Source organism: Nocardia sp. TBRC8007 (assembly GCF_056629435.1).
Window position 1 is genome coordinate 23,301 of record NZ_JBWSOR010000017.1, and the last position, 23,115, is coordinate 46,415.

At 63.7% G+C, this 23,115-nt stretch carries 23 protein-coding genes; 14 read left to right on the forward strand and 9 right to left on the reverse strand.

Annotated features, from left to right (window positions below; genetic code table 11):
- Positions 1-145 precede the first annotated feature (145 nt).
- The 5 genes from ACX4ZE_RS14805 to ACX4ZE_RS14825 all read left to right on the forward strand — a co-directional run bounded on the left by ACX4ZE_RS14805 (position 146) and on the right by ACX4ZE_RS14825 (position 4,347).
- On the forward strand, positions 146-418 hold the full coding sequence (locus ACX4ZE_RS14805; RefSeq protein WP_480273997.1) for a GlsB/YeaQ/YmgE family stress response membrane protein: 273 nt from the start codon (positions 146-148) through the stop codon (positions 416-418).
- Positions 419-520: 102 nt separating this feature from the next.
- The gene (locus ACX4ZE_RS14810; protein WP_480273998.1) at positions 521-1,249 is read left to right on the forward strand and encodes a phosphatidylserine decarboxylase; all 729 of its coding nucleotides are present in this window, start codon (positions 521-523) and stop codon (positions 1,247-1,249) included.
- Positions 1,249-2,127, forward strand: a complete 879-nt coding sequence (locus ACX4ZE_RS14815) for a CDP-alcohol phosphatidyltransferase family protein (RefSeq protein WP_480274048.1) — start codon at positions 1,249-1,251, stop codon at positions 2,125-2,127. The genes ACX4ZE_RS14810 and ACX4ZE_RS14815 overlap by 1 nt, the downstream gene beginning before the upstream one ends.
- A gap of 126 nt (positions 2,128-2,253) precedes the next feature.
- A complete protein-coding gene (locus ACX4ZE_RS14820) occupies positions 2,254-3,183 on the forward strand; it encodes an RNA polymerase sigma-70 factor (RefSeq protein WP_480273999.1) in 930 nt (309 codons plus the stop codon).
- 81 nt (positions 3,184-3,264) lie between these two features.
- Entirely contained in the window at positions 3,265-4,347 is a 1,083-nt protein-coding gene (locus ACX4ZE_RS14825) for an NAD(P)/FAD-dependent oxidoreductase (RefSeq protein ID WP_480274000.1), read from the forward strand.
- A 122-nt stretch (positions 4,348-4,469) separates the two neighbouring features.
- Here the strand turns inward: ACX4ZE_RS14825 and ACX4ZE_RS14830 are convergent, their stop codons facing one another.
- Positions 4,470-6,566, reverse strand: a complete 2,097-nt coding sequence (locus ACX4ZE_RS14830; protein WP_480274049.1) for an NAD(+) synthase — start codon at positions 6,564-6,566, stop codon at positions 4,470-4,472.
- Positions 6,567-6,734: 168 nt separating this feature from the next.
- On the opposite strand from ACX4ZE_RS14830, the gene ACX4ZE_RS14835 reads away from it, so the two are divergent.
- From ACX4ZE_RS14835 to ACX4ZE_RS14850, 4 genes are all read left to right on the forward strand, one after another.
- A complete protein-coding gene (locus ACX4ZE_RS14835; RefSeq protein ID WP_480274001.1) occupies positions 6,735-7,028 on the forward strand; it encodes a hypothetical protein in 294 nt (97 codons plus the stop codon).
- A 226-nt stretch (positions 7,029-7,254) separates the two neighbouring features.
- Positions 7,255-8,880: a chaperonin GroEL gene (gene groL, locus ACX4ZE_RS14840; protein WP_480274002.1), complete on the forward strand. Its 1,626-nt coding sequence runs from the start codon at positions 7,255-7,257 to the stop codon at positions 8,878-8,880.
- A 786-nt stretch (positions 8,881-9,666) separates the two neighbouring features.
- Entirely contained in the window at positions 9,667-10,299 is a 633-nt protein-coding gene (locus ACX4ZE_RS14845) for a TetR/AcrR family transcriptional regulator (RefSeq protein WP_480274003.1), read from the forward strand.
- A gap of 39 nt (positions 10,300-10,338) precedes the next feature.
- Positions 10,339-11,196, forward strand: a complete 858-nt coding sequence (locus ACX4ZE_RS14850; protein ID WP_480274004.1) for an alpha/beta hydrolase family protein — start codon at positions 10,339-10,341, stop codon at positions 11,194-11,196.
- Positions 11,197-11,216: 20 nt separating this feature from the next.
- Here ACX4ZE_RS14850 and ACX4ZE_RS14855 read toward each other — a convergent pair whose 3' ends face one another.
- Both ACX4ZE_RS14855 and ACX4ZE_RS14860 read right to left on the reverse strand, forming a co-directional pair.
- Positions 11,217-13,304, reverse strand: coding sequence for a prolyl oligopeptidase family serine peptidase (locus ACX4ZE_RS14855; RefSeq protein WP_480274005.1), 2,088 nt, complete (start codon positions 13,302-13,304; stop codon positions 11,217-11,219).
- A gap of 33 nt (positions 13,305-13,337) precedes the next feature.
- The gene (locus tag ACX4ZE_RS14860) at positions 13,338-13,925 is read right to left on the reverse strand and encodes an AMIN-like domain-containing (lipo)protein (RefSeq protein WP_480274006.1); all 588 of its coding nucleotides are present in this window, start codon (positions 13,923-13,925) and stop codon (positions 13,338-13,340) included.
- A gap of 176 nt (positions 13,926-14,101) precedes the next feature.
- Between ACX4ZE_RS14860 and ACX4ZE_RS14865 the strand changes: the two genes are divergently transcribed.
- The 3 genes from ACX4ZE_RS14865 (at position 14,102) to ACX4ZE_RS14875 (ending at position 17,375) form a co-directional block, all read left to right on the forward strand.
- On the forward strand, positions 14,102-15,076 hold the full coding sequence (locus ACX4ZE_RS14865) for a dipeptidase (RefSeq protein WP_480274007.1): 975 nt from the start codon (positions 14,102-14,104) through the stop codon (positions 15,074-15,076).
- A gap of 72 nt (positions 15,077-15,148) precedes the next feature.
- Positions 15,149-16,549 (forward strand): dihydrolipoyl dehydrogenase, encoded by a 1,401-nt coding sequence (lpdA, locus tag ACX4ZE_RS14870; RefSeq protein WP_480274008.1) that lies wholly within the window; start codon positions 15,149-15,151, stop codon positions 16,547-16,549.
- 121 nt (positions 16,550-16,670) lie between these two features.
- Positions 16,671-17,375: a polysaccharide deacetylase family protein gene (locus ACX4ZE_RS14875; RefSeq protein ID WP_480274009.1), complete on the forward strand. Its 705-nt coding sequence runs from the start codon at positions 16,671-16,673 to the stop codon at positions 17,373-17,375.
- Positions 17,376-17,421: 46 nt separating this feature from the next.
- Here the strand turns inward: ACX4ZE_RS14875 and ACX4ZE_RS14880 are convergent, their stop codons facing one another.
- Together ACX4ZE_RS14880 and ACX4ZE_RS14885 are read right to left on the reverse strand one after the other, a co-directional pair.
- Positions 17,422-17,850: a PPOX class F420-dependent oxidoreductase gene (locus ACX4ZE_RS14880; protein WP_480274010.1), complete on the reverse strand. Its 429-nt coding sequence runs from the start codon at positions 17,848-17,850 to the stop codon at positions 17,422-17,424.
- A 226-nt stretch (positions 17,851-18,076) separates the two neighbouring features.
- Entirely contained in the window at positions 18,077-18,454 is a 378-nt protein-coding gene (locus ACX4ZE_RS14885) for a VOC family protein (protein WP_480274011.1), read from the reverse strand.
- 145 nt (positions 18,455-18,599) lie between these two features.
- Between ACX4ZE_RS14885 and ACX4ZE_RS14890 the strand changes: the two genes are divergently transcribed.
- A complete protein-coding gene (locus ACX4ZE_RS14890) occupies positions 18,600-19,385 on the forward strand; it encodes a TetR/AcrR family transcriptional regulator (RefSeq protein WP_480274012.1) in 786 nt (261 codons plus the stop codon).
- Between the two features lie 130 nt (positions 19,386-19,515).
- On the opposite strand, the gene ACX4ZE_RS14895 is transcribed toward ACX4ZE_RS14890, so the two are convergent.
- Both ACX4ZE_RS14895 and ACX4ZE_RS14900 read right to left on the reverse strand, forming a co-directional pair.
- Positions 19,516-19,920 (reverse strand): VOC family protein, encoded by a 405-nt coding sequence (locus tag ACX4ZE_RS14895; protein WP_480274013.1) that lies wholly within the window; start codon positions 19,918-19,920, stop codon positions 19,516-19,518.
- A 140-nt stretch (positions 19,921-20,060) separates the two neighbouring features.
- Positions 20,061-20,606 (reverse strand): carboxymuconolactone decarboxylase family protein, encoded by a 546-nt coding sequence (locus ACX4ZE_RS14900; RefSeq protein ID WP_480274014.1) that lies wholly within the window; start codon positions 20,604-20,606, stop codon positions 20,061-20,063.
- A 215-nt stretch (positions 20,607-20,821) separates the two neighbouring features.
- On the opposite strand from ACX4ZE_RS14900, the gene ACX4ZE_RS14905 reads away from it, so the two are divergent.
- Entirely contained in the window at positions 20,822-21,703 is an 882-nt protein-coding gene (locus ACX4ZE_RS14905) for an NERD domain-containing protein (protein ID WP_480274015.1), read from the forward strand.
- Positions 21,704-21,706: 3 nt separating this feature from the next.
- Here ACX4ZE_RS14905 and ACX4ZE_RS14910 read toward each other — a convergent pair whose 3' ends face one another.
- Together ACX4ZE_RS14910 and urtE are read right to left on the reverse strand one after the other, a co-directional pair.
- Positions 21,707-22,414 carry a GntR family transcriptional regulator gene (locus ACX4ZE_RS14910; protein ID WP_480274016.1) on the reverse strand — a complete coding sequence of 236 codons (708 nt, stop codon included), beginning with the start codon at positions 22,412-22,414 and terminating at the stop codon, positions 21,707-21,709.
- Between the two features lie 8 nt (positions 22,415-22,422).
- Positions 22,423-23,115: an urea ABC transporter ATP-binding subunit UrtE gene (urtE, locus tag ACX4ZE_RS14915; protein ID WP_480274017.1), complete on the reverse strand. Its 693-nt coding sequence runs from the start codon at positions 23,113-23,115 to the stop codon at positions 22,423-22,425.

Below are 23,115 nucleotides of genomic sequence, written 5' to 3' on the forward strand. Positions count from 1 at the left end.
CCTGTGCGACGATGGATATGAGGCACCCTCATATTAGCCCGAGAACTGTCCACATGGCGTGCGTATTTCGACAATCATCTGGGTATCTCCTCGACGTATGCCGCTGTTGCTCGCGGTGTGGTCCAACTAGTGATGCGAGGACACCATGCTAGGTCTCGGGATTGTCGGATGGATCATTATCGGCGGTCTTGCCGGATGGATCGCCAGTAAGATCATGAAGACGGATGCTCAGCAGGGCATCCTCCTCAATATCGTGGTCGGGGTGGTCGGTGGTCTACTCGGTGGGTTCCTACTGAGAATGTTCGGGGTCGATGTCGAAGGCGGCGGGCTCTGGTTCAGTTTCTTCACCTGCCTTGGCGGCGCGGTCATCTTGTTGTATCTGGTGAAGCTGGTCACGGGCCGTACAGCCAGGTCCTGACGTCGCATGCCACAGGCTCTTTTCCCGTAAGGTGTGAACGCTTGCGCCGACCATATCGTCCAGGGGCGCAACCTGTCTGCATCGAGCACGAAAGAGGAGCCTGTGGCCCGCCGTCCCACCCCGCCCGGCACGCCTGAACGTACCGCGGTCGGTCACATCGCCGACCTGGTCGGTCATGCGATTCCCCCATTGCATCCCGCCGGGCTCCCATTCGTCGCGGCGCCGGTCGCGATCGCCGTTCTCGGCGGCAAGCGCCGCTGGGTACGGCGAGCCGGACTTCTCGTCGCGGCGGCCTGCGCGGCGTTCTTCCGTCATCCGCGCCGAGTGCCGCCGGATCGGCCTGGGGTCGTGGTCGCTCCCGCCGATGGTGAGATCGCTGTTGTCGATACCGCCACCCCCCCTGCCGAATCTGACCTCGGTGAGCAGCCGTTGCCCAGGGTCAGCATCTTCTTGTCCGTGCTGGACGTACACGTACAGCGCATGCCGGTCTCCGGCATCGTGCGTACGGTGTCGCACCGGCCTGGACAATTCCGTTCCGCCGACCTGCCCGAGGCCAGCTCGGTGAACGAGCGCACCAGTATGGTGCTGGAAACGCCGGATGGGCGACAGGTCGTCGTCGTGCAGATCGCCGGGCTGCTCGCTCGCCGGATCGTTTGCGACGCGCAGGTCGGTGATGTGTTCGCCACCGGCGACACCTATGGCCTGATTCGCTTCGGCTCGCGGGTCGACATCTACTTCCCGCCCGGCACCGAGCTGCTGGTGCGGCCCGGTCAGCGTACTGTCGGCGGCGAGACCGCGCTCGCCGCGTTCGGCTCGATCATCGACGCGTGATGGAAGTGGCGATATCCACCCGCCGCCATCGGCGAACCGTCCGGCCACTGCCGAGCATTGTCACCATCCTGGCATTGTGTGCCGGGCTGTCGGCGGTGAAATTCGGATTCGACGGCAAACTCAACATCGCGTTGGCGATGGTCGGCGCGGCAGCCGTACTGGACACTCTGGACGGCAGATTGGCCAGGATGCTCGCCGCCACTACGAAGATGGGCGCCGAGCTGGACTCGTTGTCGGATGCTATCGCCTTCGGTGTAGCCCCCGCGTTGGTGCTCTATGTGAGCTTGCTCGACAGCAACAGTGCGGGATGGATTGTCGCCCTGTTGTTCGCGGTCAGTATCGTGCTGCGGTTGGCCCGGTTCAACACCTCGATGGACGATGACACTCAGCCGGACTGGGCGCGCGACTACTTCGTGGGTGTGCCCGCTCCGGCGGGCGCGCTCATCGCGATGGTGCCGGTGGCGTTGCTGGTGCAGTTCGGTGACGGCTGGTGGGTCGGCTTCTACGAGGTCGCGGCCTGGACAGTGTTCGCGGCCGCGTTATCGGTCAGCACGATACCCACGCTGGCCATGAAGTCGGTGTCGGTAGCCCCGCAGGCGGCGGCCGGGCTGCTGGTGCTGGTCGCGCTCGCCGCGGCAGCGCTGGTCACCTATCCGATCGTGCTGTTGCTGGTGCTGGTCGCGCTGTATTTGGGACACATTCCTTTCGCCTGGTATTCGAAGCGCTGGGTGGCCGCGCGCCCGGAGACCTGGCAGCACAAGCCTGCCGAGCGGCGTGCTCAGCGTCGTGCGGACCGGCGACGGCCCGAACTCCGGCGTCCGGTGATCCGAGGCTCGTCGGCGCGGCTCCGGTTACGTCGGCCGGGCGGTAGACGTTAGGACGAGAATTCGCCTCCGGGCGCGCGACAGCCCGCGTCGGCATGCGGTCGCGTCGGCATTGCGTGACACTTCGCTCATGCTCGGCAGGTACGGTCGTATCCGGCGAATACGGGAGAAGGTGGCTTTGTGGAGCCGGACGGTCTGCGGGAATTCCAGGAGCAGCGACCGCGATTGTTCGCACTGGCCTACCGCATGCTCGGCTCGGCGAGTGCGGCCGAAGACGCTGTGCAGGAGACCTATCTGCGCTGGGAGGGCGCTGACCGCGACCGGATCCGCTCTGCCGAAGCGTGGTTGACCACGGCGCTGGTCAATCTTTGCCGCACGTGGTTGGTTTCGGCGCGGGCAAGGCGAGAGAGCTATATCGGACCGTGGTTGCCCGAACCGGTGTCGACCGCGCACGGCGAACTGGGTCCATTGGAGCGTGCCGAGCAGCGCGAGCTGGTTTCGCTCGCATTGCTGACCACTCTGGAACGGTTGACTCCGGCCGAGCGTGCCGTTTTCGTGCTGCGTGAGGCGTTCGGGTACGCACATCGCGAGATCGCCGCCATGCTCGACCTGACCGAGGCCAATTCACAGCAGATATTCCGGCGCGCTGGGCTACGGGTGCGCGAAGGACAGGCTCGTTTCGGTGTTTCGGCCGAACACGCCCGCGAGCTCGTCGAGCGGTTTCTGCGGGCGGCGCGTGAGGGCGATATCGGGTCGTTGGAGCAGATGCTTACCGCTGATGTGATCGCGACAGCCGACGGTGGCGGTCTGGTCAGCGCGGCTCGGCGTCCAGTGGTCGGCGCCAACCGTGTAGCACGGTATATCGCGGGTCTGCTGCGTTGGGAGGTGCCGGGGATGCGCTTGCTCATCGAGGAGATCAACGGCGCGCCCGCTGTGGTCGCGCGGGCGAACGACATGCCGCTGCTTGTGATAGGGGTCGATATGACCGACCAGGAGATCACCGCGTTGTGGTTGATCGTCAATCCGGAGAAGCTGGCTCACTTCGCCGGTCTTGGTGGTATCGACCGGTCGGTGGGTACGGTGTTGCCCCGGAAACGCCGTTCGCTGTGATCTGTTTCATAGTGCTGGTCTGTCAGGATTCGCGTGGCTGTGCGGTCTAGAGGATGTCGGCCTATGGAAGGGAGCCACATCATGACCGGACAGCATCGGATCGTCATCCTCGGCGCCGGGTACGCGGGGTTGGCGGCAGCTCGCAGGCTCGTGCGCACGGCGCGGGACGCGCAGATCACCGTGGTGGATGCCCAGGCGAAGTTCATTGAGCGAGTGCGATTGCACCAGCGGGCTGCCGGACAGGTGATTCCCGAGTGGGATTTGCGGGAAATGCTGGAGAATAAGAATATTCGTTTCGTGCGTGCGATGGCTACTGATATCGATACGGCCAGGAAGCGAGTGGTGCTCGCCGCGGCACCAGCCCTCGATTACGACACCCTGATCTACGCCCTCGGAAGTATCGCCGATGCCGAGGGTGTGCCCGGCGTGGCCGAGCACGCCTATTCCATTGCGACACCATCGGATCAGTTGGCTGTGCCATCCGGATCGGTGGCGATCGTCGGGGCCGGGCCGACCGGGATCGAACTCGCGGCCGAACTGGCCGAATCGTTTCCGGAACTCCGCGTGTCGCTGCTCGGTGCCCAGGAGCCGGGCGCTTGGTTGTCATCGCGTGCGCAAGAACACATCCAGCGGGTATTGGCGCGTCTGGGGGTCGAGATCCACTCAGGCGTGAAGGTGATCGAAGTGACGACTCAGGGCGTGCGCTTGGCCGATGGATCGTTGGTCGAGGCCGAAGCGACAGTGTGGACCACGGGTTTCGGCGTGCCCGAGCTCGCCACGCGCGCAGGCCTTGCGGTGGATCCGGCAGGCCGGGTGCTGACCGACACCACTCTGTGTTCGGTATCGCATCCGGATATCTATGCGGCGGGTGATGCCGCTGTCATCGCGGGTCCTGGTGAACGTGAGTTGCGAATGTCCTGCGCGACAGCATTACCGACTGGTAGGTATGTGGCCAATGCGGTCACCGCGCGAATGCGCGGCCGCACACCAGGGCAGTTGCGATTCCGGTATGTGTTCCAGTGTCTGAGCCTCGGTAGGAGAGACGGGCTGATCCAGTTCGTCCATGCCGACGACGCACCGAGTCGGACGATATTGACCGGGCGAAAAGCCGCATGGATGAAGGAACGGGTAGTGCGCGGTGCTGCCTGGGCGGCTCGCCTCTGATCACTGGTCAGCTGATCGCCGATGAGTGCGAGGGCGAAGCGGGATCGGTTTCGGCGGGAAGGCCGGGCACGCTCGCGCGCCATCGGCCGATCGGACCGTCGCTCGGGCTCCGTCAGCTCAGGTCAGGAGTCCGGTACATTACGGGCGAGCTCCGCTAGCCAGGCCGCCGCCGAGGCATCGCTCGGCGCGCGCCAGTCGCCACGTGGCGAGAGCGATCCACCGGAGCCGACTTTCGGCGCGTTCGGCAGCGTCGAGCGTTTGAACTGGCTGGTCTGCACAAAGCGACGTAGGAATTCGGCCAGCCAATGCTTGATCGTGCCGAGATCATAGGCATTGCGTTGGTCGGCGGGTACGAGGTCGGGCCAGTGGCCTGTGGTGGGATCGGACCAGGTGTGCCAAGCCAGATAGGCGATGCGGCTGGGGCGGTAGCCGAAGCGCAGCAGGTAGTACAGATGGAAGTCCTGCAATTCGTAGGGCCCGACCATGGCTTCCGAACTCTGCTTCGGCTGTGCGGACGACGCCGAATCGGCGTGCGGGACCAACTCGGGGGAGATCTCGGTGCGCAGAATCGATGACAACGCCTCGTTCGCGTCGGGACCGAACTGTTCGGTGTCCACCGCCCAGGAGATCAGGTACTTGATCAATGTCTTGGGCACCGAGGCGTTGACATTGTAATGTGCCATATGGTCCCCGACTCCGAACGTGCACCAGCCGAGCGCCAGTTCGCTGAGGTCGCCGGTGCCGACCACGAGTGCATGGTACTGGTTGGCCAGCCGGAACAGATGCGAGGTCCGATCGCCTGCTTGCACGTTCTCGTAGGTGATGTCGTACTGGGTAGCCCCAGTGGCGGCCGGGTGGCCCAGGTCGCGCAGCATCTGGGTGGCCGAGGGACGAATGTCGATCTCGTGTGACGTAACGCCGAGCGCGGACATCAGGCGGTGCGCGTCGGTTCTGGTTCTAGTGCTGGTCGCGAACCCGGGCATGGTGTAGGCCAATACGTTCGTCCGCGGCAGGCCGAGCCGGTCCATTGTCTTGGCTGCCACGATCAGTGCTTGGGTGGAGTCCAGTCCTCCGGACACTCCGATCACCACTCGCTGGATCCCGGTGGCGCGCAGTCGCGTACTCAGGCCCTCCACTTGGATGTGCTGTACTTCGGCACAACGTTCGTTGCGCACTGCGGGGTCGGCGGGAACGTAGGGGAAGCGCTCGATGTCCCGGCGCAACGCGACCGGGCCATCGGGGATCGGCAGCCGCACTTCGATACGGCGCATCGCGGTCAGCCGATCCCGGTGATCGTGCACATTGTCGGCGAAGCTGGTGGTGCGTAATCGGTCCGAGGCAAGGCGGCGCAGATCGATATCGGCGGTGATCAGCTGGGGATCGTCGCAGAATCGCTCGCCTTCGGCGAGCAGGTCGCCGTTCTCACAGATCAGCGCCTGCCCGTCCCAGGCGAGGTCGGTGGTCGACTCACCGTGGCCCGCAGCGGAATACAGATAGGCCGCGAGGTAGCGCGCCGAGTGCGAGGTGCACAGCGCTCGCCGGTAATCGGCTTTCCCGATCACGATATTGCTCGCGGACAGGTTGACCAGGACCGTCGCACCGGCCAGTGCGGCGAAACCACTCGGTGGTAGCGGAACCCACCCATCCTCGCAGATTTCGACATGAAAGGTGAAGTCGTCCAGATTACTCGCCCGGAAGAGGAGGTCGGAGCCGAATGGCACCCGCTGTCCGGCGATCGTTATGTGGTCTTCCATGCTCTCCCGCGCTGCGGCGAACTGTCGTTTTTCGTAGAACTCTCGATAGTTGGGCAGATAGCTCTTCGGCGCGACGCCGAGCACGACGCCGCGGCAGATCGTGATCGCGCAATTGAACAGCCTGCCCTGTGCTCGTACCGGGGCGCCGACCACGAACACGGTGTCGATGTCGGTGCTCGCCGCGACGGCCCGAGCGAGCGCCGTTTCGACCGCGGTATGCAATGCTTCTTGATGGAACAGGTCGTCCGCAGTGTAGGAGGATACACCCAGCTCGGGGAACACCGTCAGCACCGCCCCGGCCGCTGCCGCCTGTCGGGCCCGCTCCAGAGTCTGCTCTACGTTGTGTGCGGGATCGGCCACCTCGACCAGGGGTACCGCTACCGCGACTCGGGCGAACCCGTGCCGATACAGTGAATCGAACGGCAGGTCGGACACTGCGGCCCCTTTCGGGATGAGCCTGATCATGATCCCCTGGAATCTACGCCGCATCCATGTCGCCTCGGCGGTCCTGGTGCGGTCCAGCGTGGCCGATGATCCTTTGATAGGCGCAGTGAACTGCGTCTTTTTTCAGCCGGGTCAGGTGGGTGAATCGCCCGGTACTAACCGAGAATCAGTGGCGGCTAAGCTATAGCAATGGCGGATGAAACAGATTCCGACCTAATAGCGGGGGAGCGGCGCGTAGATCTTCTGCGCGCGCTTTCGTATGTGTCCACCGAACCCCAGCCCGATGGCAGCTATGTGGTGAACGGCGACTTGCCGCCGGATGTGGCGCCGCCGTTCATTCGCGCCATCATGCGGGTAGAAGCCGAACTGTTGCTGCACGACGCCGAACTCGTCACGGTCGAGGAGGGCGAGCCGCGCACGCCGGAGGAACGTCGCACCGACGCGTTCGTCGCCCTGGTCCTGCGAGTCGACGATCGTCCTTGAGCCGGCGCGGTAGCGCTGTCGGACCTTGCACTCGGCATCCTAGAGTGCTAAAAAGGCTCTTGGCACTCTCGACCTGTGAGTGCCAGGTCGGGACGGTGAGACCGGGTTCCATCGACACCCTCGGTCGTCCGTCGCGGGCACCGCACCTGGCCAGCGTAATTGGGGCGACCCAAACCTGTGGTCGTCCTGTGTGTCAGCCATACACATGGAGGATCTCAACAACGCCATGGCCAAGACAATTGCGTATGACGAAGAGGCCCGCCGGGGTCTCGAGCGGGGACTGAACAGCCTCGCCGACGCGGTCAAGGTGACGCTGGGCCCCAAGGGGCGCAACGTTGTCCTGGAGAAGAAGTGGGGCGCCCCCACGATCACCAACGATGGCGTGTCCATCGCCAAGGAGATCGAGCTGGAGGACCCGTACGAGAAGATCGGCGCCGAGCTGGTCAAGGAAGTCGCCAAGAAGACTGACGATGTCGCGGGCGACGGTACCACCACTGCGACCGTGCTCGCCCAGGCGCTGGTGCGCGAGGGCCTGCGTAACGTCGCGGCCGGCGCGAACCCGCTGGGCCTGAAGCGAGGCATCGAGAAGGCGGTCGAGGCTGTCACCGCCAAGCTGCTCGACACCGCCAAGGAGGTCGAGACCAAGGAGCAGATCGCCGCTACCGCCGGTATTTCGGCCGGCGACGCGTCCATCGGTGAGCTGATCGCCGAGGCCATGGACAAGGTCGGCAAAGAAGGCGTCATCACTGTCGAGGAGAGCAACACCTTCGGCCTCCAGCTGGAGCTGACCGAGGGCATGCGCTTCGACAAGGGCTACATCTCGGGCTACTTCGTCACCGACCCGGAGCGTCAGGAAGCGGTCCTGGAGGACCCGTACCTGCTGCTGGTCGGCTCGAAGATCTCCACGGTCAAGGACCTGCTGCCGCTGCTGGAGAAGGTCATCCAGGCGGGCAAGCCGCTGCTGATCATCGCCGAGGACGTCGAGGGCGAGGCCCTGTCCACTCTGGTGGTCAACAAGATCCGCGGTACCTTCAAGTCCGTCGCGGTCAAGGCGCCCGGCTTCGGCGACCGTCGTAAGGCGCAGCTGGCCGATATCGCGATTCTGACCGGTGGCGAGGTCATCAGCGAAGAGGTCGGCCTTTCGCTGGAGACCGCGGGTATCGAGCTGCTCGGCCAGGCGCGCAAGGTCGTCGTCACCAAGGACGAGACCACCATCGTCGAGGGCGCGGGCGACGCGGAGGCGATCAAGGGCCGGGTCGCGCAGATCCGCACCGAGATCGAGAACTCCGACTCGGACTACGACCGGGAGAAGCTGCAGGAGCGGCTGGCCAAGCTGGCCGGCGGTGTCGCGGTGATCAAGGCGGGCGCGGCCACCGAGGTGGAGCTCAAGGAGCGCAAGCACCGCATCGAGGACGCCGTCCGCAACGCGAAGGCCGCTGTCGAGGAGGGCATCGTCGCCGGTGGCGGCGTCGCCCTGCTGCAGGCGGCCCCTGCGCTGGACGCGCTGAACCTGGCCGGTGATGAGGCCACTGGTGCGAACATCGTGAAGGTCGCGCTGTCGGCTCCGCTGAAGCAGATCGCCTTCAACGCCGGTCTCGAGCCCGGCGTGGTCGCCGAGAAGGTCGCCAACCTGCCCGCGGGCAACGGCCTGAACGCCGACTCCGGCGAGTACGAGGACCTGCTGACCGCGGGCGTCGCCGACCCGGTCAAGGTCACCCGCTCTGCGCTGCAGAACGCGGCCTCCATCGCGGCCTTGTTCCTGACCACCGAGGCCGTTGTCGCAGACAAGCCGGAGAAGGCCGCCGCTCCCGCGGCTGACCCGACCGGCGGCATGGGCGGTATGGACTTCTGAGTCCAGCTACCAGGCACCGTATGCCGAACCGGAAGCCGGGCCACCTTCGGGTGGGCCGGCTTCCGGCGTTTGTAGTCGGATCACGCCGATAGCGCTGACCGCGAACCCTGCCTACGTGGTGCGCTGAACGCTTGGATTCGTTCTACTCGGATTCATTCCACTCGGCCTTGACCGCCCGCTGTGACCGGATCCGGCCGTCTTCCGAGTATCGAGGCAACGGGAAATCCTGTGGTCGTGGACATTCCGAACTCTCCGCAGCCCTCGCAGGGTGCCCGCGTGACATCGGAATTCACGCATCCGACACTGTGCTGGGTTACGGAGTCGACGATGGGCGGTGTGTCTGTTATCGCCATGTGCGGCGGGTGTGCCTGGGCGCCTGCCGACGAATCGCGCCTGACACGGGTGTGTATCCGCCAGAACTGAAGGCAGTGGAAACCATGCGAATCAATGTGGTGGGCAAGTCGACCGCACACCCGATCACCTCATCGACTCAGTGGCCGAGCTACCAGCTTTGCCCTCCGAATCAGACATAGATGGCTAATCTATCGCAACCAACGTGGCGCGCAGGGTGGAAGTGGCAGTCTGGTCTGTGGGAATTGCCTTTAACCGCATAGGGTTCAGGCCGAGCTTGGTTGAAAACAGTTTAATCCGGATAACGTTTCGGTGTGTGCTCCTGAGCTTTTCGCAGTGTGGACAACTTTTGGCTAACGTTTCTGGCATCGACGGATGCCGCGAAGGGCCGGAACCGTGTCACCGCGATCGGGCCTTTCTGTATTGTCTGCCCCAATGTCACAGGATGCGAATACAGGTCGGATGTATGCCGGGCAACCCGTGGAGGACCGGCAGAGGCAGCGGCGTGCGCGTTTTCTGGAGTCGGCCCTGACGGTCTTTGCGCGGGACGGCTACGCCAGTAGTTCGGTCGGTGCTATCTGCAAGGACGCCGGACTCTCTTCACGACAGTTCTACGAGGAGTTCACCGGCCGCGAGTCCTTGCTCCTAGAGCTATACGAACAGATCGATCGGGAGTCACGGGACGCCGTGAAGAAAGCATTGGGTTCGAAATCCGGTGCGAGCACACTGGAGGACATAGACGCCGCCGTGCGCGCCTATGTCGAAACCATCGGGTCCGATCCGCGTAAGGCGCGAGTCGCTTTGGTCGAGGTGGTCGGTACGGGGCCGAAGGTGGAGAAGTTCCGGCTCCAAGCACGCCGGGAGTGGGGCTCACTATTGGCCGGTGTCGCCGAGGACGCGGCCTTGCACGGTGAGATCCCTACCGGGGACTACGAGATGCGGGTGCTCGCGATCATCGGCGCTGTCAACTATGTGGTGGATGCGTGGAGCGGCTCAGATCCTCGCCCACCACTCGATGACGTAATTCGAGTGCTGAGCAGGATGATCGTCGGCGCGGTCGGTGCGTAGCCCCGTAGTGAGGCGGTAGTGGCACGGTAACGTGCGTACATGCGGACAGTCCCGATCCAGATGCCGGACGGCACCATGGTTCCGGTCCGGTTGATCCCGGCTGAAGGCGTGCACCGGCACCCGGTCACGCCGGATACCCCGCGTCCGGTCCTGGTGATCATGCCAGGGCTCGGCGTTCCGGCCGGTTACTACGAACCATTCGCTTCCAGTTTGGCGGCGCGTGGGTTCGACATGGCGATCGGTGAATTGCGCGGCAATGGCGACAGCAGGCCGAAGCCGAGTTCTGCCAGTACTTACGGTTACCACGAGCTGGTCTCGGTCGACTTCCCCGCGATCTTCGAAGTAGTGCGTGAACAGTTTCCGGACAGCACTCCTTATCTGCTCGGCCACAGTCTGGGGGGACAGCTCGGCGTCATGTATGCCTCGCGCATAAGGGGCAGGTTGGGCGGACTTGTTCTGATCGCTTCCGGTACCCCGTATTACCGGGGCTACCAGGGGCTTTCGCGACCGGGCATGCTGGTCGGCACTGCGGCGATCTCGCTGACCGCGAATCTGGCGGGTTTCTGGCCAGGGGATCGGCTCTCCGGTGGGTTCGGCCGCCAGTCCAAGGTGCTGATCTCGGACTGGGCCAGACTGGCCCGCACCGGTCGATTCATTCCGGTGGGTGCGGATATCGACTATGAGGAACGGATTGCGCGATTGACCCTTCCCGTGCTGTCGATCACGATGACCGACGATGATCTCACCCCACTCAGCTCTGCGGAGCACCTGCTGGAAAAGTTGCCGAACGCCGAGGTAACGTGCTGGCGGCAGCCGGAAGAACTGGGCCACAACGGGTGGATCCTCCAGCACGTCAGCACTGTCGATCGAATCGAGAAGTGGTTGCGCGACCGGTAGCGACCCGGCGCTGCTGGAGTTCAGGTGGTCGTCGGGATCGGCTCGTTCGGCCGTACCGGTTCACGTTCGATGAGCATCCGAGTGAAGAACTCGTAGATCAGCGCGGCTTGGAAGGCGGATTGCCTGTTGTCGGCGGCGCCGCCGTGGCCACCCTCGATGTTTTCGTGATACCAGCACTGGTGGCCTCGGGCTTCTAATAACGCGGTCATCTTGCGAGCGTGTCCGGGGTGTACCCGGTCGTCTCTGGTCGAGGTGGTGAGCAGGATCGGCGGATAGTCGAGGTCGGCACGCACGTTCTGGTAGGGCGAGTACTTGCTGATGTACTCCCATTCTTCCGGTCTATCAGGGTCGCCGTATTCCGCTATCCATGAGGCGCCCGCGAGCAGAAGGTGGTAGCGCCGCATGTCCAGCAATGGCACCTGGCAGACGATCGCGCCGAAAAGCTCGGGATAGCGGGTCAGCATCACACCCATAAGCAGTCCGCCGTTGCTGCCGCCGACCGCGCCGAGCTGGTCGGGAGTGGTGATGCCGCGTGCGACGAGATCGGTGGCGATCGCGGCGAAGTCCTCGTATACCTTGTACCGGTTGGCTTTCTGTACTGTGGTGTGCCATTGTGGCCCGTACTCGCCGCCGCCTCGGATATTGGTCGTCACCCAGGTGCCGCCGCGCGCCAGCCAGCCCATGCCGACCCCGCCGCTGTAGGTCGGGGTGCGGGACACTTCGAAGCCGCCGTAACCGGACATCACCGTCGGGCCGGGAGAATCCTTGCGGTCACGGTGCCGGATCACGAAGTACGGCACTCGGGTGCCATCGTCGGACACGGCGAAGAACTGTTCGGTCTCGATTCCATTGGAGTCGAAGAAACCGGGCTCTTGCTCGAGTTGTTGAGTAGACCCGCCGACACTACTGGTCAGTAGAGTAGTCGGGGTGGTGAAACCACTGGTTGCCAGCATGAATTCGTCGCCGCTTTCCAATGGGTCGAGGTTCAGCAGCCTGGTGGTCGCCATGGGTGGGGTATCGGCCAGCGGTTCGCGCCGCCATCCCGCCGCGCTCGGTGTGAGCACGAAGAGCTTGGTCTGCACATTCTCTAGTGTGACCAGTAGCAGATGGTTCTCGGTCCAGCTGTAGCCGTGCAGTGAGGTATGAGCGTCTGGGGTGAATATTACCTCGAATTCCCTTGCACCAGAAAGAAATTTCTCGAAGTCTGTGGCCAGCAGCGCGCCGGCCGGATAGTCGACGCCGCCGACTTCCCATGGCGACTTCAGCCGGATCAACAGCCAGTCCTTGTACCAGGATTCGGCAGCATCGCTGGGGATATCGAGATGTCGCATGGTGCCGTTGTCTTCGAGTAGGTAAACCTCTTCGTTGAAGAAATCGGTGGCGCGACCGACGAAGTGCCGTTCGTAGCCCGGCGTCCGGTCATAACCAGCCGAGACCGCGACATCACTCGGCTCGCCTTCGAAAACCGTTGTCGCTTCGGTCAGTGTGGTGCCGCGGCGCCACAGCTTCGCGATTCGTGGATACCCGGAATCGGTCAATGAGCCGGGGCCGAAATCGGTGCCTACATACACCGAGTCATGGTCGATCCAACGGATATCCGACTTCGCTTCGGGCAGGAAATAGCCATTGTCCGCAGGATCGATGAACACTCGTCGTTCGATATCGAACTCGCGTACCACCTTCGCATCCGCCCCGCCACGAGATAGCCTGATCAGCGCGCGAGATTGTGTGGGACGCAGCACCGCCGCCGTACCCCACACCCAGTTCTCGTTCTCGGCGGCGGCGAGGGCATCCAAGTCGATCAGCACGTCCCACTCCGGCGCGTCCTTGGTGTATTCGGCGAAGGTGGTGCGCCGCCAGAGACCGCGTGGATGCTCATCGTCGCGCCAGAAATTGTAGAGCCAGCGGCCGCGGCGGACGGGATAGGCGATCTTGGTATCCGTGTCGAGCATATCGAGGACGCGGTGCTCCAGTTCCCGGAAACGAGCCGAGTCGGCGAATCGCTCGACGACTGTGTTGCGCGCGCGGACCCAGTCAAGGGCCTCCTCGCTGTTCACTTCTTCGAGCCAGAGGTAAGAGTCCGTCATATTCTGCTCAACACCGCTCATATTGTCATTCTCGTCGAGCGGTACGCGAAGAGTTCACCAGGAGTGCGCTACATCGACGACAATGCGCGCACCCGTGCCAGGTCCTGGGAGAGTGAACACCCGGAACGGCAACCTGGCGCGCACGCCGAGCCCGATTGTGGTCTGTCCCTCGAAGGTGCCCGCCCAGGCCACCTGGCGGAAGGTGTGGTAGTCGCGTACGTCGGCGAGTTCGGTTCGGTCAGCGGGTATGTAGGTAGGGTTGCTCGTGTTGTCGAGGGCGGGGGCGTTGACGATGATATTCAGCGACGCCCCGCCGCGCAGCGGGACGAGCGCGCCGGATCCGTCCAGGACGACGCGCTCGACATAGCCGACGTGATATCCGGTGACCGAGCCGGCGAGGTCGAACACCAGGCGGTCGAAGCATGTGTGCCGACCAGTCCTTATCCCGGTGAGCGACGAGATCGACCAGGTTGAGTTCGTTTTGTGCAGCGAACCCCAGACCGATTCACAATCCGGGCTTGCGGCTGCCGGGCCGGGCGTGAGCCAGAGGCCGGTGAGGGAGAGGAAAAGGAGAAGCAAGCGACGCATAGCCGCACCGCCTTCGAAGCGCAGGGCCGACTCACCGGACGAATCATTCTCCATGTTACGCGCTCGGAAATGTCCGGCTGAACGGAAGATTGGGCCAGGTAGGTTTCGTGATCAGTACTGTTACTATCTATCTGCTTGCTATATGTTCGCTGTTCGCTGGGCAATGTCGCTCGGCTATCGTGGTTCATCGAGTTCTGGTGCGATAGTCGATTCCGTAAGGAGGTTCGCGATTGCCACCGTTTCTCTGGGAGCAGCACTGTGCTCTGCCGTTGTCGTCTGCGGCGTGTCTCGGCGACCTCGCGCGCTATCCGGCCGGGACTTTCGTGTCGGTGAACGTCGGCTATTCCCGGCAGTCGACGGCCGATTCCCTTGCCCTGCTACAGCAGTTTCGGGCAGAAGCTCTGGTGGACAATCGCTTTCATCTCGTGCGCACGGTCGGTGACATCGGGGGCGTCGCGACCATCGCGCTGGCATTCGACCTGGAAGATGCTGGGCCGATCGGCAGTGATCTGGACAATGTCGCACGATTCTATGACCTCGGCGTGCGGTCGCTGCAGCTCGTCTATAACTATGCCAACGCCGCGGGCTGCGGTTGTCTGGACCGCGAGGACACCGGACTCACCGGATACGGACGCGACTTGGTCGCTAGGCTCAACGAAGTAGGAATGTTCGCCGATGGGTCGCATTGCTCCCGGCGGACTGGGCTGGAGCTGGCGGAACGAAGTAGGGCGCCGATGATCTACAGCCACTCCAACTTCGCCGCACTCTGGGACCACCCGCGCAACATCACCGACGAGCAGGCGAGGTCCTGTGCCGCGACGGGTGGCGTGATCGGGATCAATGGTGTGGGAATTTTCTTGGGGTACAACGCGCTCGACGAGCGCGCGGAGCGGATCGCGGCGATGGCCCGACATATCGAGTACGGCGCCGAATTGGTGGGGATCGAGCACATCGGGATCGGAACGGATTATTCCTTCGATGCGGCAGACTTCAATGCCGAGCTGCAACAGAATCCGGGTGCTTTTTCCGAGGCGTACACCAAGTGGGGGCCGTTGTGCTGGGTTCCGCCGGAAGACCTGCTCGGTGCCACGGAAGTGCCCGGCTTGGACGAGGTGCTCGCCGGGCGTGGGTTCAGTGCGGCGGATCGGGCCGCGGTGTTCGGTGCGAATTTCCAGCGGGTCGCTCAGCAGGTGTGGCATGGCTGAGGGCCCAGCCCATGCCTAGACGTCGCGGGGGAGGGTGGGAGGACTTCTGCCGACGGAGTTAGGCTCGAACCCGTGACTTCCCATTACGATGTTGTCGTTCTCGGTGCCGGTCCAGGCGGTTATGTCGCCGCCATTCGTGCGGCACAGTTAGGTCTCCGTACCGCGATCGTCGAGCAGAAGTATTGGGGTGGGGTGTGCCTCAATGTCGGCTGCATCCCGTCCAAGGCGCTGCTGCGGAATGCGGAGCTGGCTCACCTCTTCACCAAGGAAGCGAAGACCTTCGGTATCTCCGGCGACGTGAACTTCGATTTCGGCGTCGCTTTCGACCGTAGCCGTAAAGTCGCCGACGGCCGGGTCAAGGGCGTGCACTTCCTGATGAAGAAGAACAAGATCGACGAGTTCGACGGCAAGGGTACCTTCACCGGCCCGAACTCGATGTCGATCGAGCTCGGCAAAGGCGGTACCGAGACGATCACGTTCGACAACGCGATCATCGCGTCGGGTACCGTTACCAAGCTGCTTCCCGGCACCCAGCTGAGCGCGAACGTGGTTACCTATGAGGAACAGATCCTCACCAGGGATCTCCCCGATTCGATTCTCATCGTCGGCGCGGGCGCGATCGGCATGGAGTTCGGCTATGTCTTGAAGAACTACGGTGTCGATGTGCGCATCGTCGAGTTCCTCGATCGAGCCCTGCCGAACGAGGACGCGGATATCTCCAAGGAGATCACCAAGCAGTACAAGAAGCTCGGCATCACCATTACCACCGGTGCTGCGGTGCAGTCCATCGAGGACGACGGCGCCAAGGTCACCGTTTCGATCAAGGACAACAAGACCGGGACGCTCGAGACTGTCACTGTCGGCAAGGTGTTGCAGGCGGTGGGCTTCGCGCCGCGCGTCGAGGGCTACGGTCTGGAGAGCACTGGGGTGCAGATCGACCGCGGTGCCATCGCGATCGACGATTACATGCGCACCAGCGTGCCGAATATCTATGCTATCGGCGACGTCACCGGGAAACTGCAACTCGCGCATGTCGCCGAGGCACAGGGGGTGGTCGCGGCCGAGACCATCGCGGGCGCGCAGACTGTTCCGCTCGGCGACTACCGGATGATGCCGCGTGCCACTTTCTGCCAGCCGCAGGTCGCCAGCTTCGGCTTGACCGAGCAGCAGGCCAGGGACGAGGGCTACAAGGTGCAGGTCGCGTCCTTCCCGTTCACCGCTAATGGCAAGGCGCACGGTCTCGGCGATCCGACCGGTTTCGTCAAGCTGATCGCCGATGCCGAATACGGTGAGCTGCTCGGTGGCCACCTCATCGGCCCGGACGTCTCGGAACTGCTGCCCGAACTCACACTCGCGCAGAAGTGGGACTTGACGGTCAACGAGCTGACCCGCAATGTGCACACCCATCCGACGCTGAGCGAGGCACTGCAGGAGGCCTTCCACGGTCTGGCCGGCCACATGATCAACTTCTGATCTGGTGACAGGGGCGTGCGGCCGACGATCGCGCGCCCCTGTTACGTGCCGGCAACTCTTTCCATGTCGGTGGCTGCGTTCGAACTCGTCGGTGGCGCGACCATCCTGTTGGATAGCACACATGCGCCGCAAGTGGTTGATCGGAACTGTGCCCGCGCTCGTCATCGTATTGCTGCTGGCTATGGGCACCTACTACGTGATGAACGCTCGCACATTCCAGCTCGCCGGTCGGGTAGTGCATCGAGTGGATACCGAGGCAAAGGTGGTCGCGCTCACTTTGGATGATGGACCGTCCGATCGCACGCCCGAAGCGCTACGGATTCTTTCCGATGCTCAGGTTCCGGCCACCTTCTATCTGAACGGCCGTGATCTCGCCGCACACCCCGAGTACGGGAAGTCGATCGCAGCAGCGGGCCATGAGATCGGCAACCACACCTACTCGCACCGCCGGATGATCTTCGTCACTCCAAGCACTGTCCGCGAGGAAGTGGAAGGTACCGACGCCGAGATAAGGCGAACCGGTTACGTAGGTCCGATCACCTTCCGCCCGCCCTATGGCAAGAAACTATGGACGTTGCCACGCTATCTCGCCGAACACGACCGCGTCACCGTGACATGGGACGTCGAGCCGGATTCCGGGCAACCGGAGGCCACTGCGGATGACATCGTGACCGAGACGGTGGGTGCGGTCCGGCCTGGCTCGATCATCCTGCTACACGTTATGTTCGGGTCCGACCGCGCACTGGCCGCCGTACCACGAATCATCGCCGAATTACGCTCCACGGGATACCGGTTCGTCACGGTATCCGATCTGCTGTCCCGCTGAGCGGGCGGTCCGGCGTACCCGGATGTTTTCCGGCTGTCATCGACCGCTATCCAGCGGATCGGAGCATGCCGTAAGCGTAAGTCGGTGCCAGCAGGACCAGGGCACGGCGTTCGGTAACCATCGTGGTGCGGTACTCCCTCCAGTCTGGGTGTTCACCGACGGCGGCGCGATAGTAGTCGACAAGCGCTTCGGCCGTGGGGTCGTCGGGGGCCGTGGCAACAGGGGTGAGTTCCGTCGTGCCTTCGACAACGGCATAGGCGAAGAAGTCGTCGCTGGTCACGTGCAGTGCCGCCCATGGATCGCGGACCAGGTTGTGATACTTCGCGCGGTCGGCGGTGACGGAGATCCGGATGCGGTCGTCGGCGCCGACGACGTGCAGTACGTTGGATAGTTGCGGACGTCCGTTGCGACGGATCGTGGCGAGCACGGACTGGTGGCGACCACGTGCGAAGTCGATTGCTGCGGGAAGCTCCATACCTATGGAACCCAGGGCTGATGCCGTTCTCTTCCCGGCGCACCATGCTGCCACGCCCGCGCTGCTACGGGGTTTGCGACAGCACACGCTGGCGTACGCCGTCGGCGCGTCGGCGCATGGCATTGAATCAGTGTGGCCCGCGTGCGGCGCGACCAGGGCGGACGCCCCAGCGACCGCTTGCGCCGAGCGGTGCGACTCCTAGCGAAGCCGCACAGCCCGTTTGTGCTCACACCCACTGCAGCAGTTGGATGATTATTCCGTTCGGGTCGCTCAGCTGGAAGTACCGCTCACCCCATTCCTCGGTTTCGATCGGCGTCACGATCGGCACCCCCTCACCGCGCAGCCGGTCGTACTCGTCGTCGACATTGTCGACGACGAAGGCGACGAGCAGGCCTTCCCCCGCGCTTCCGGCCGCTGTCTTCGGTTTGAAGCTCTCCAGCCCGGTGCGCAGATAGACGATATCCAGCCCGGAGTCGGGCCGCTCCAGTGCGACGAACCCGTCGGCCGACATCTTCTCCGAGAATCCGAGGTGGTCGATCAAGAACTTTGCCGAGGCATCCGGATCGGGGACATTGAGCGAGATAGTGGAAGCGGTGATGTTCATTGGTCCTCCCTTGATATCAACAGCGGATTTTATTACGTACTTAGTACGATGTACTTTGTACAGAAATATTCCACCGGCTGCATTGTGAGCTGTATCACGTCGATATCATCGGAGTTCGATCAGGTGAGGAGGCGGTGGTGCGACAGTGAGACAGCCTAAGGAGCGCAGCAGTGCGGGTGATCCGGTGCGCACAGTGGAGCTGCTCTGGCGGCTGCCGGTGGCTTCGGGCACCATGCGGGGCCCGAAACAGCGCAGCAGCGTCGAGGCGGTCGTCTCTGCGGCGATCCAGATCGCCGATGTCGAAGGTATCGGCGCTCTCACAATGCGTGCGGTCGCCGCCCGGCTCGGTTTGACTCCGATGGCCACCTACACATACGTGCCGGGGAAAGCCGAATTGATCGATCTCATGCTCGACACGGTGTACGCGCGCATGGAGCGCGCCGACTTGACCGGCTTGTCCTGGCGCGAACGGGTCACCCGCGTCGCTGCCGAGAATCGCGCCATGTTGGCGCGTCATCCGTGGGTGGCTTATCTGCCGACCACCCGCCCGCCGCTCGGCCCAGGTCTCGCCGCGAAATACGACCATGAGCTGCGGGCGTTCGATGGCCTCGGGCTCGACGATGTCGCTATGGACGCCGCGCTGACGTTTGTGCTCGGCTTTGTCACGTCCGTCGCTCGCATCGCTATCGACACCGAGCGTGCGGCGGCTGACAGTGCCATGTCCGACCACCAGTGGTGGGAGCGGGTCGCGCCGGTGTTGGCGCAGGTCTTCGATGAGCAGCGCTACCCGTTCGCCGCGCAAGTCGGCGCGGCTGCCGGTCAGGCGCACGACAGCGCCTACAGCGCCGACCACGCCTACGAATTCGGTCTGGCTCTGGTCTTGGATGGGTTGGCGCGCCGCATCGAGGAGGCGCCGACCGAGGATCGCTAGATAGGTGGCGGCGGGCTGCGCTCGTAATGCTCGTGTCGACGATCACCACGGCGCTCGGCGCTGCCCGCACCGCCACGGCCACCGGCGCTATCACGGTGCGCGGTGATTCCCCCTACAGCACCCGCCTCGGTTACGGGGCGGCGGTCGGGAGATCGGCGTACAGGTCGACGCTATTGCCGTCCGGGTCTTGCACTATCGCGTAGCGCTGTCCCCAGAAAGCATCCCACGGCTTCTTTTCACCGTAGTACCCGGCGGCTACGAGCTCGGCGTACATTGTGTCTACCGCAGCGGGGTCGGCACAGCGGAAAGCGATTCCGAGGCGTCCTCGGCCGGTCGGTGGCGTCCACTCGGAGTGGAAGGACTCGACGAGTGCTTCGGTGTCGAGCGCGAGCCGCAGACCGTTGGGCAGGGTGGCCTCGATATGTTCCTGCTGATCGGAATCGGCGGGGAAGTCGAGTCCCAGACGACGGTAGAAGGCCACCGAGGCGGCCATGTCGGTAACGATCATGCCGATGAAGTCGAGTTGTGGGGTCATGTCGGCAGCCTAGCCCGAACCACCGACATGATCTGTTGACATGAGTGTGCGAAAATAGCGAAAGTCCTTGAAGGAAGTGATATTCCGAGGGAGTCGCAGCCACTGTCTCCGCGCCGGGCAGCAGTAGCGGCGTCTGGACGCTAGAGGGCGTCGCGCTGGATACGCAAGGCGGTGATCGTGGTGGCCAGTCCGTCGTATTGGTTGATCAGCAGGACGATTTCGATCAGACTGCGTTCATCGTAGTGTTTCGCCAGTTCCGCCCAGGTGTCGTCGTCGAGATCGCGGGTCTGCACCAGGCGATCCACGGCGGTCAGCAGCGCGCGGTGTTTGTCCGACCAGCCGACCGCGGTCGGCCCTGTGCGCAGTCGATCGAGAATCTCGGCGGTTACACCGGCACGCCTGCCGATCCGGATGTGATGGTCCATCTCATAGGCACAGCCGCGCAGCTGCGCGATGCGAATGATGACCAGCTCGGATTCGTGGCGGAGTAGCCGCCCGCCTGGCATGAGCTTGCCCGCGTAATGCAGCCAGCCACGGAACAGCCCGCGGGTGCGACCCAGTGTGCTGAAAAGGTGGGCATCCCTTGTGCCTATAGCGCGCGAGATCACCTGCCAGAAAAACCAGTTCACCGGACCGAGTTCCCGGAGCCGCCCTGGTGAGATGCGTGGTTGTGATGCTGAAACCATGCTGGTTGTCACCTTTTCGTGGAATGTGCGGACGGAGCCGACGCTGACCGAATTGTGAGCTTACCGGTCGGCATCTCATGGCTCGCGGCAGCGCTCTTTTCTTTCCAGTGGTTTTCGGCGGGGCGCACCGTCATCATCAGTATAGGTGCGGGCCATTGTGGTTGCAGGGAGTTCGCGGCCCCTCAGGGGTAGACAACAGGTCGGCAGGGGAACAGATGTTGGTGAGAATCAGGCCCGGAGCAGAGCTTTCCGGAGCTGAGCGGGAATTCGTCGCGTGTTTGCGGTCGTATCCGACGACCGGCTTCGCCGCGGTCGACCTCGAGGCGGACAAGCGGAGAGTCGACGCGGTGGTCTGGACGCCGCGCGGGCTGACCGTGCTGGGCGTGCACGGGTTCCTGCGTAGGCAGAGCGGCCTGTTGAGTGCGCAGGCGGGCGAACCGTGGCAGATCGGTGATGCGCCGGTGGAGCTGACTCCGGATTCCGGAAGTCCCGCCGACCGAGTGGAGCACGGTATCTACGCCGTCAAACGGATGCTGGAGCGGGCACTACGGGATCCGGGGCACATCAGTGGCGCCGTTGTGCTCGTTCCATTCCGTGGCGCTGTGGTCCGTCCGGCGCGCACCGTACTGCGTCCTGGTCTGGATATCGTCGTCGGCAATATGGTCGCCGCGACCGAGCTGCGCGGCTACTTGGAAGGTTTCTCCACCGGCCCGCGCAACTGGACCGCAGACCGGGTACTCAGCGCGTGTGATGCGCTGAGTCTCGGGCAGTTCGCCCCATCCCACGCCGAACTGCTCGACGCGGGATTCGAGGAGCGCGCGCCGGAGCCGACGAGCGCAATCGCGCGCAGGCCCGAGCTACGCAACGAGCCGACGCCGGGCACCGCTACGAAGGGCCAGGTCTATACGAGCTGGTCCGTCGTGGTGATCGCAGTGATCGGACTGTTGTCCGTGTTCGCTGTGATTGTCACCGCGCTGGTGCGTGACTCGGGGCAGCAGGACCCGGAAATCGGCACGGCGACCCCGAGCCCGGTACCGGCGTCGAGTCCGCCGCCGTACCAGCCTGTCGAATGCTGGCCGTTCCAGTCGAACTGCTGATTCTCAGTCCCGCACGGCTCTGGCTAGTTCGGTCAGTAACAGCGCCTGCTGTGCGCGGGCCCGCATATGTGCGCGTGAGGTATCGATATGAGCGATGAGGGTAGCCGACGCGGCGTCTATCGCACCCGAGAGCAGGAGTTCGGCGATGGTGATGTGTTCGGTGGACATGGTGGCGATCCGTTCCGGGGTCGGCACGTCCGAGGCGCGTACTGGTCGTACCCGGACGTGTACCGCGCTGAGCGCGTCGGCGAGCGCGGCATTGCCCGCGGCGGCAAGCAAGGTGGTGTGGAACTTCTCGTCGGCAGCGACCAGTGCGGGGCCTGGTTCGGGCGGGTTGTCGCGTAACGCGCGCCACGTATCGAGTTCTACCCGTATGAGGTTCAGGTCGTGCGCGGACGCGTGTGCCCACCCGTGGGGACGTATCCGCTGCATTCCCCTTGCCTCTAGCACGATCCGTAACTCGTAGAGGTGATCGAGCTCATCGAGCCTGGGCCGATACGGGTACAGGCCATCCGGCTGCCGCTCGACCAGCCCGTCGGCCTGCAATCGAACCAGAGCTTCGCGCACCGGGGTGCGCGAGACGCCGTAATTTTCGGCGAGGCGTTCTTCACCGAGTCGCTGGTTCGGCGCGATGGCTCCGGTAGCCAGATCCCGTCGCAACGACTCGTACACCAGCTCGCGCAACGGGGTCCGCCCCCTGTCACGGGTCACGACAGAACTCAGATCGCCATCGCCGCGCGGACTGTGTTCTCGGCCGCAGCGCCGCCCTCTCCTGTAGCGGTCACCCGGCCGGACTCCAGCACGTAGTAGCGCTGCGCCGCCTGCAACGCGAAACCTATGTGCTGTTCGACCAGCAGTACACTCAATCCTCCTCGCTGGGTGAGGTCGATAATGGTGCGCTCGATCTCGGCGACGACAGATGGCTGAATGCCTTCGGTCGGTTCGTCGAGAATGAGCAGCTTCGGCTCGGTGATCAGCGCCCGTGCGATGGCCAGTTGCTGGCGCTGGCCACCGGACAGCAGACCCGCCTTCCGGCTGAGCAGCTCGCGCAGTGCGGGGAACAGATCGAGTGATTCGTCGATCAGTGCCTTTCCCCGCTTGCGTCCGTCCGCGACGACCTGCAAATTCTCCGCAGTGGTCAGTTGCGGGAAACTCTGCTGCCCTTGCGGCACGTACGCGATCCCGCACCGTACTCGTCGCGAGGAAGACAAGGAGGTGATGGTCTTGCCGTCGAACTCGATCCGTCCTGACTTGGTGCCGATCAGGCCGACAGCGGTGCGCAGCAGAGTGGTTTTCCCTGCGCCGTTATGGCCCATGATGGCGACCACACTGTCTTCAGAAACGGTCACCGAGACACCATGGATCACCTCGGTGCGGCCGTAGCCGGAGTGGATATCGATGAGTTCGAGCAT

Excerpts from the sequence above, each read along its gene's own strand:
- ACX4ZE_RS14880 (WP_480274010.1), bottom strand. The coding sequence starts at position 17,850 with ATGGAGCTTCCCGCAGCAATCGACTTCGCACGTGGTCGCCACCAGTCC.
- ACX4ZE_RS14815 (WP_480274048.1), top strand. The coding sequence starts at position 1,249 with ATGGAAGTGGCGATATCCACCCGCCGCCATCGGCGAACCGTCCGGCCA.
- ACX4ZE_RS14860 (WP_480274006.1), bottom strand. The coding sequence starts at position 13,925 with ATGGAGAATGATTCGTCCGGTGAGTCGGCCCTGCGCTTCGAAGGCGGT.
- ACX4ZE_RS14900 (WP_480274014.1), bottom strand. The coding sequence starts at position 20,606 with ATGGTTTCAGCATCACAACCACGCATCTCACCAGGGCGGCTCCGGGAA.
- urtE (WP_480274017.1), bottom strand. The coding sequence starts at position 23,115 with ATGCTCGAACTCATCGATATCCACTCCGGCTACGGCCGCACCGAGGTG.
- ACX4ZE_RS14805 (WP_480273997.1), top strand. The coding sequence starts at position 146 with ATGCTAGGTCTCGGGATTGTCGGATGGATCATTATCGGCGGTCTTGCC.
- ACX4ZE_RS14845 (WP_480274003.1), top strand. The coding sequence starts at position 9,667 with ATGTCACAGGATGCGAATACAGGTCGGATGTATGCCGGGCAACCCGTG.
- ACX4ZE_RS14895 (WP_480274013.1), bottom strand. The coding sequence starts at position 19,920 with ATGACCCCACAACTCGACTTCATCGGCATGATCGTTACCGACATGGCC.
- ACX4ZE_RS14850 (WP_480274004.1), top strand. The coding sequence starts at position 10,339 with ATGCGGACAGTCCCGATCCAGATGCCGGACGGCACCATGGTTCCGGTC.
- ACX4ZE_RS14905 (WP_480274015.1), top strand. The coding sequence starts at position 20,822 with ATGTTGGTGAGAATCAGGCCCGGAGCAGAGCTTTCCGGAGCTGAGCGG.
- ACX4ZE_RS14875 (WP_480274009.1), top strand. The coding sequence starts at position 16,671 with ATGCGCCGCAAGTGGTTGATCGGAACTGTGCCCGCGCTCGTCATCGTA.
- groL (WP_480274002.1), top strand. The coding sequence starts at position 7,255 with ATGGCCAAGACAATTGCGTATGACGAAGAGGCCCGCCGGGGTCTCGAG.
- ACX4ZE_RS14825 (WP_480274000.1), top strand. The coding sequence starts at position 3,265 with ATGACCGGACAGCATCGGATCGTCATCCTCGGCGCCGGGTACGCGGGG.
- ACX4ZE_RS14855 (WP_480274005.1), bottom strand. The coding sequence starts at position 13,304 with ATGAGCGGTGTTGAGCAGAATATGACGGACTCTTACCTCTGGCTCGAA.
- ACX4ZE_RS14885 (WP_480274011.1), bottom strand. The coding sequence starts at position 18,454 with ATGAACATCACCGCTTCCACTATCTCGCTCAATGTCCCCGATCCGGAT.
- ACX4ZE_RS14830 (WP_480274049.1), bottom strand. The coding sequence starts at position 6,566 with ATGATCAGGCTCATCCCGAAAGGGGCCGCAGTGTCCGACCTGCCGTTC.
- ACX4ZE_RS14835 (WP_480274001.1), top strand. The coding sequence starts at position 6,735 with ATGGCGGATGAAACAGATTCCGACCTAATAGCGGGGGAGCGGCGCGTA.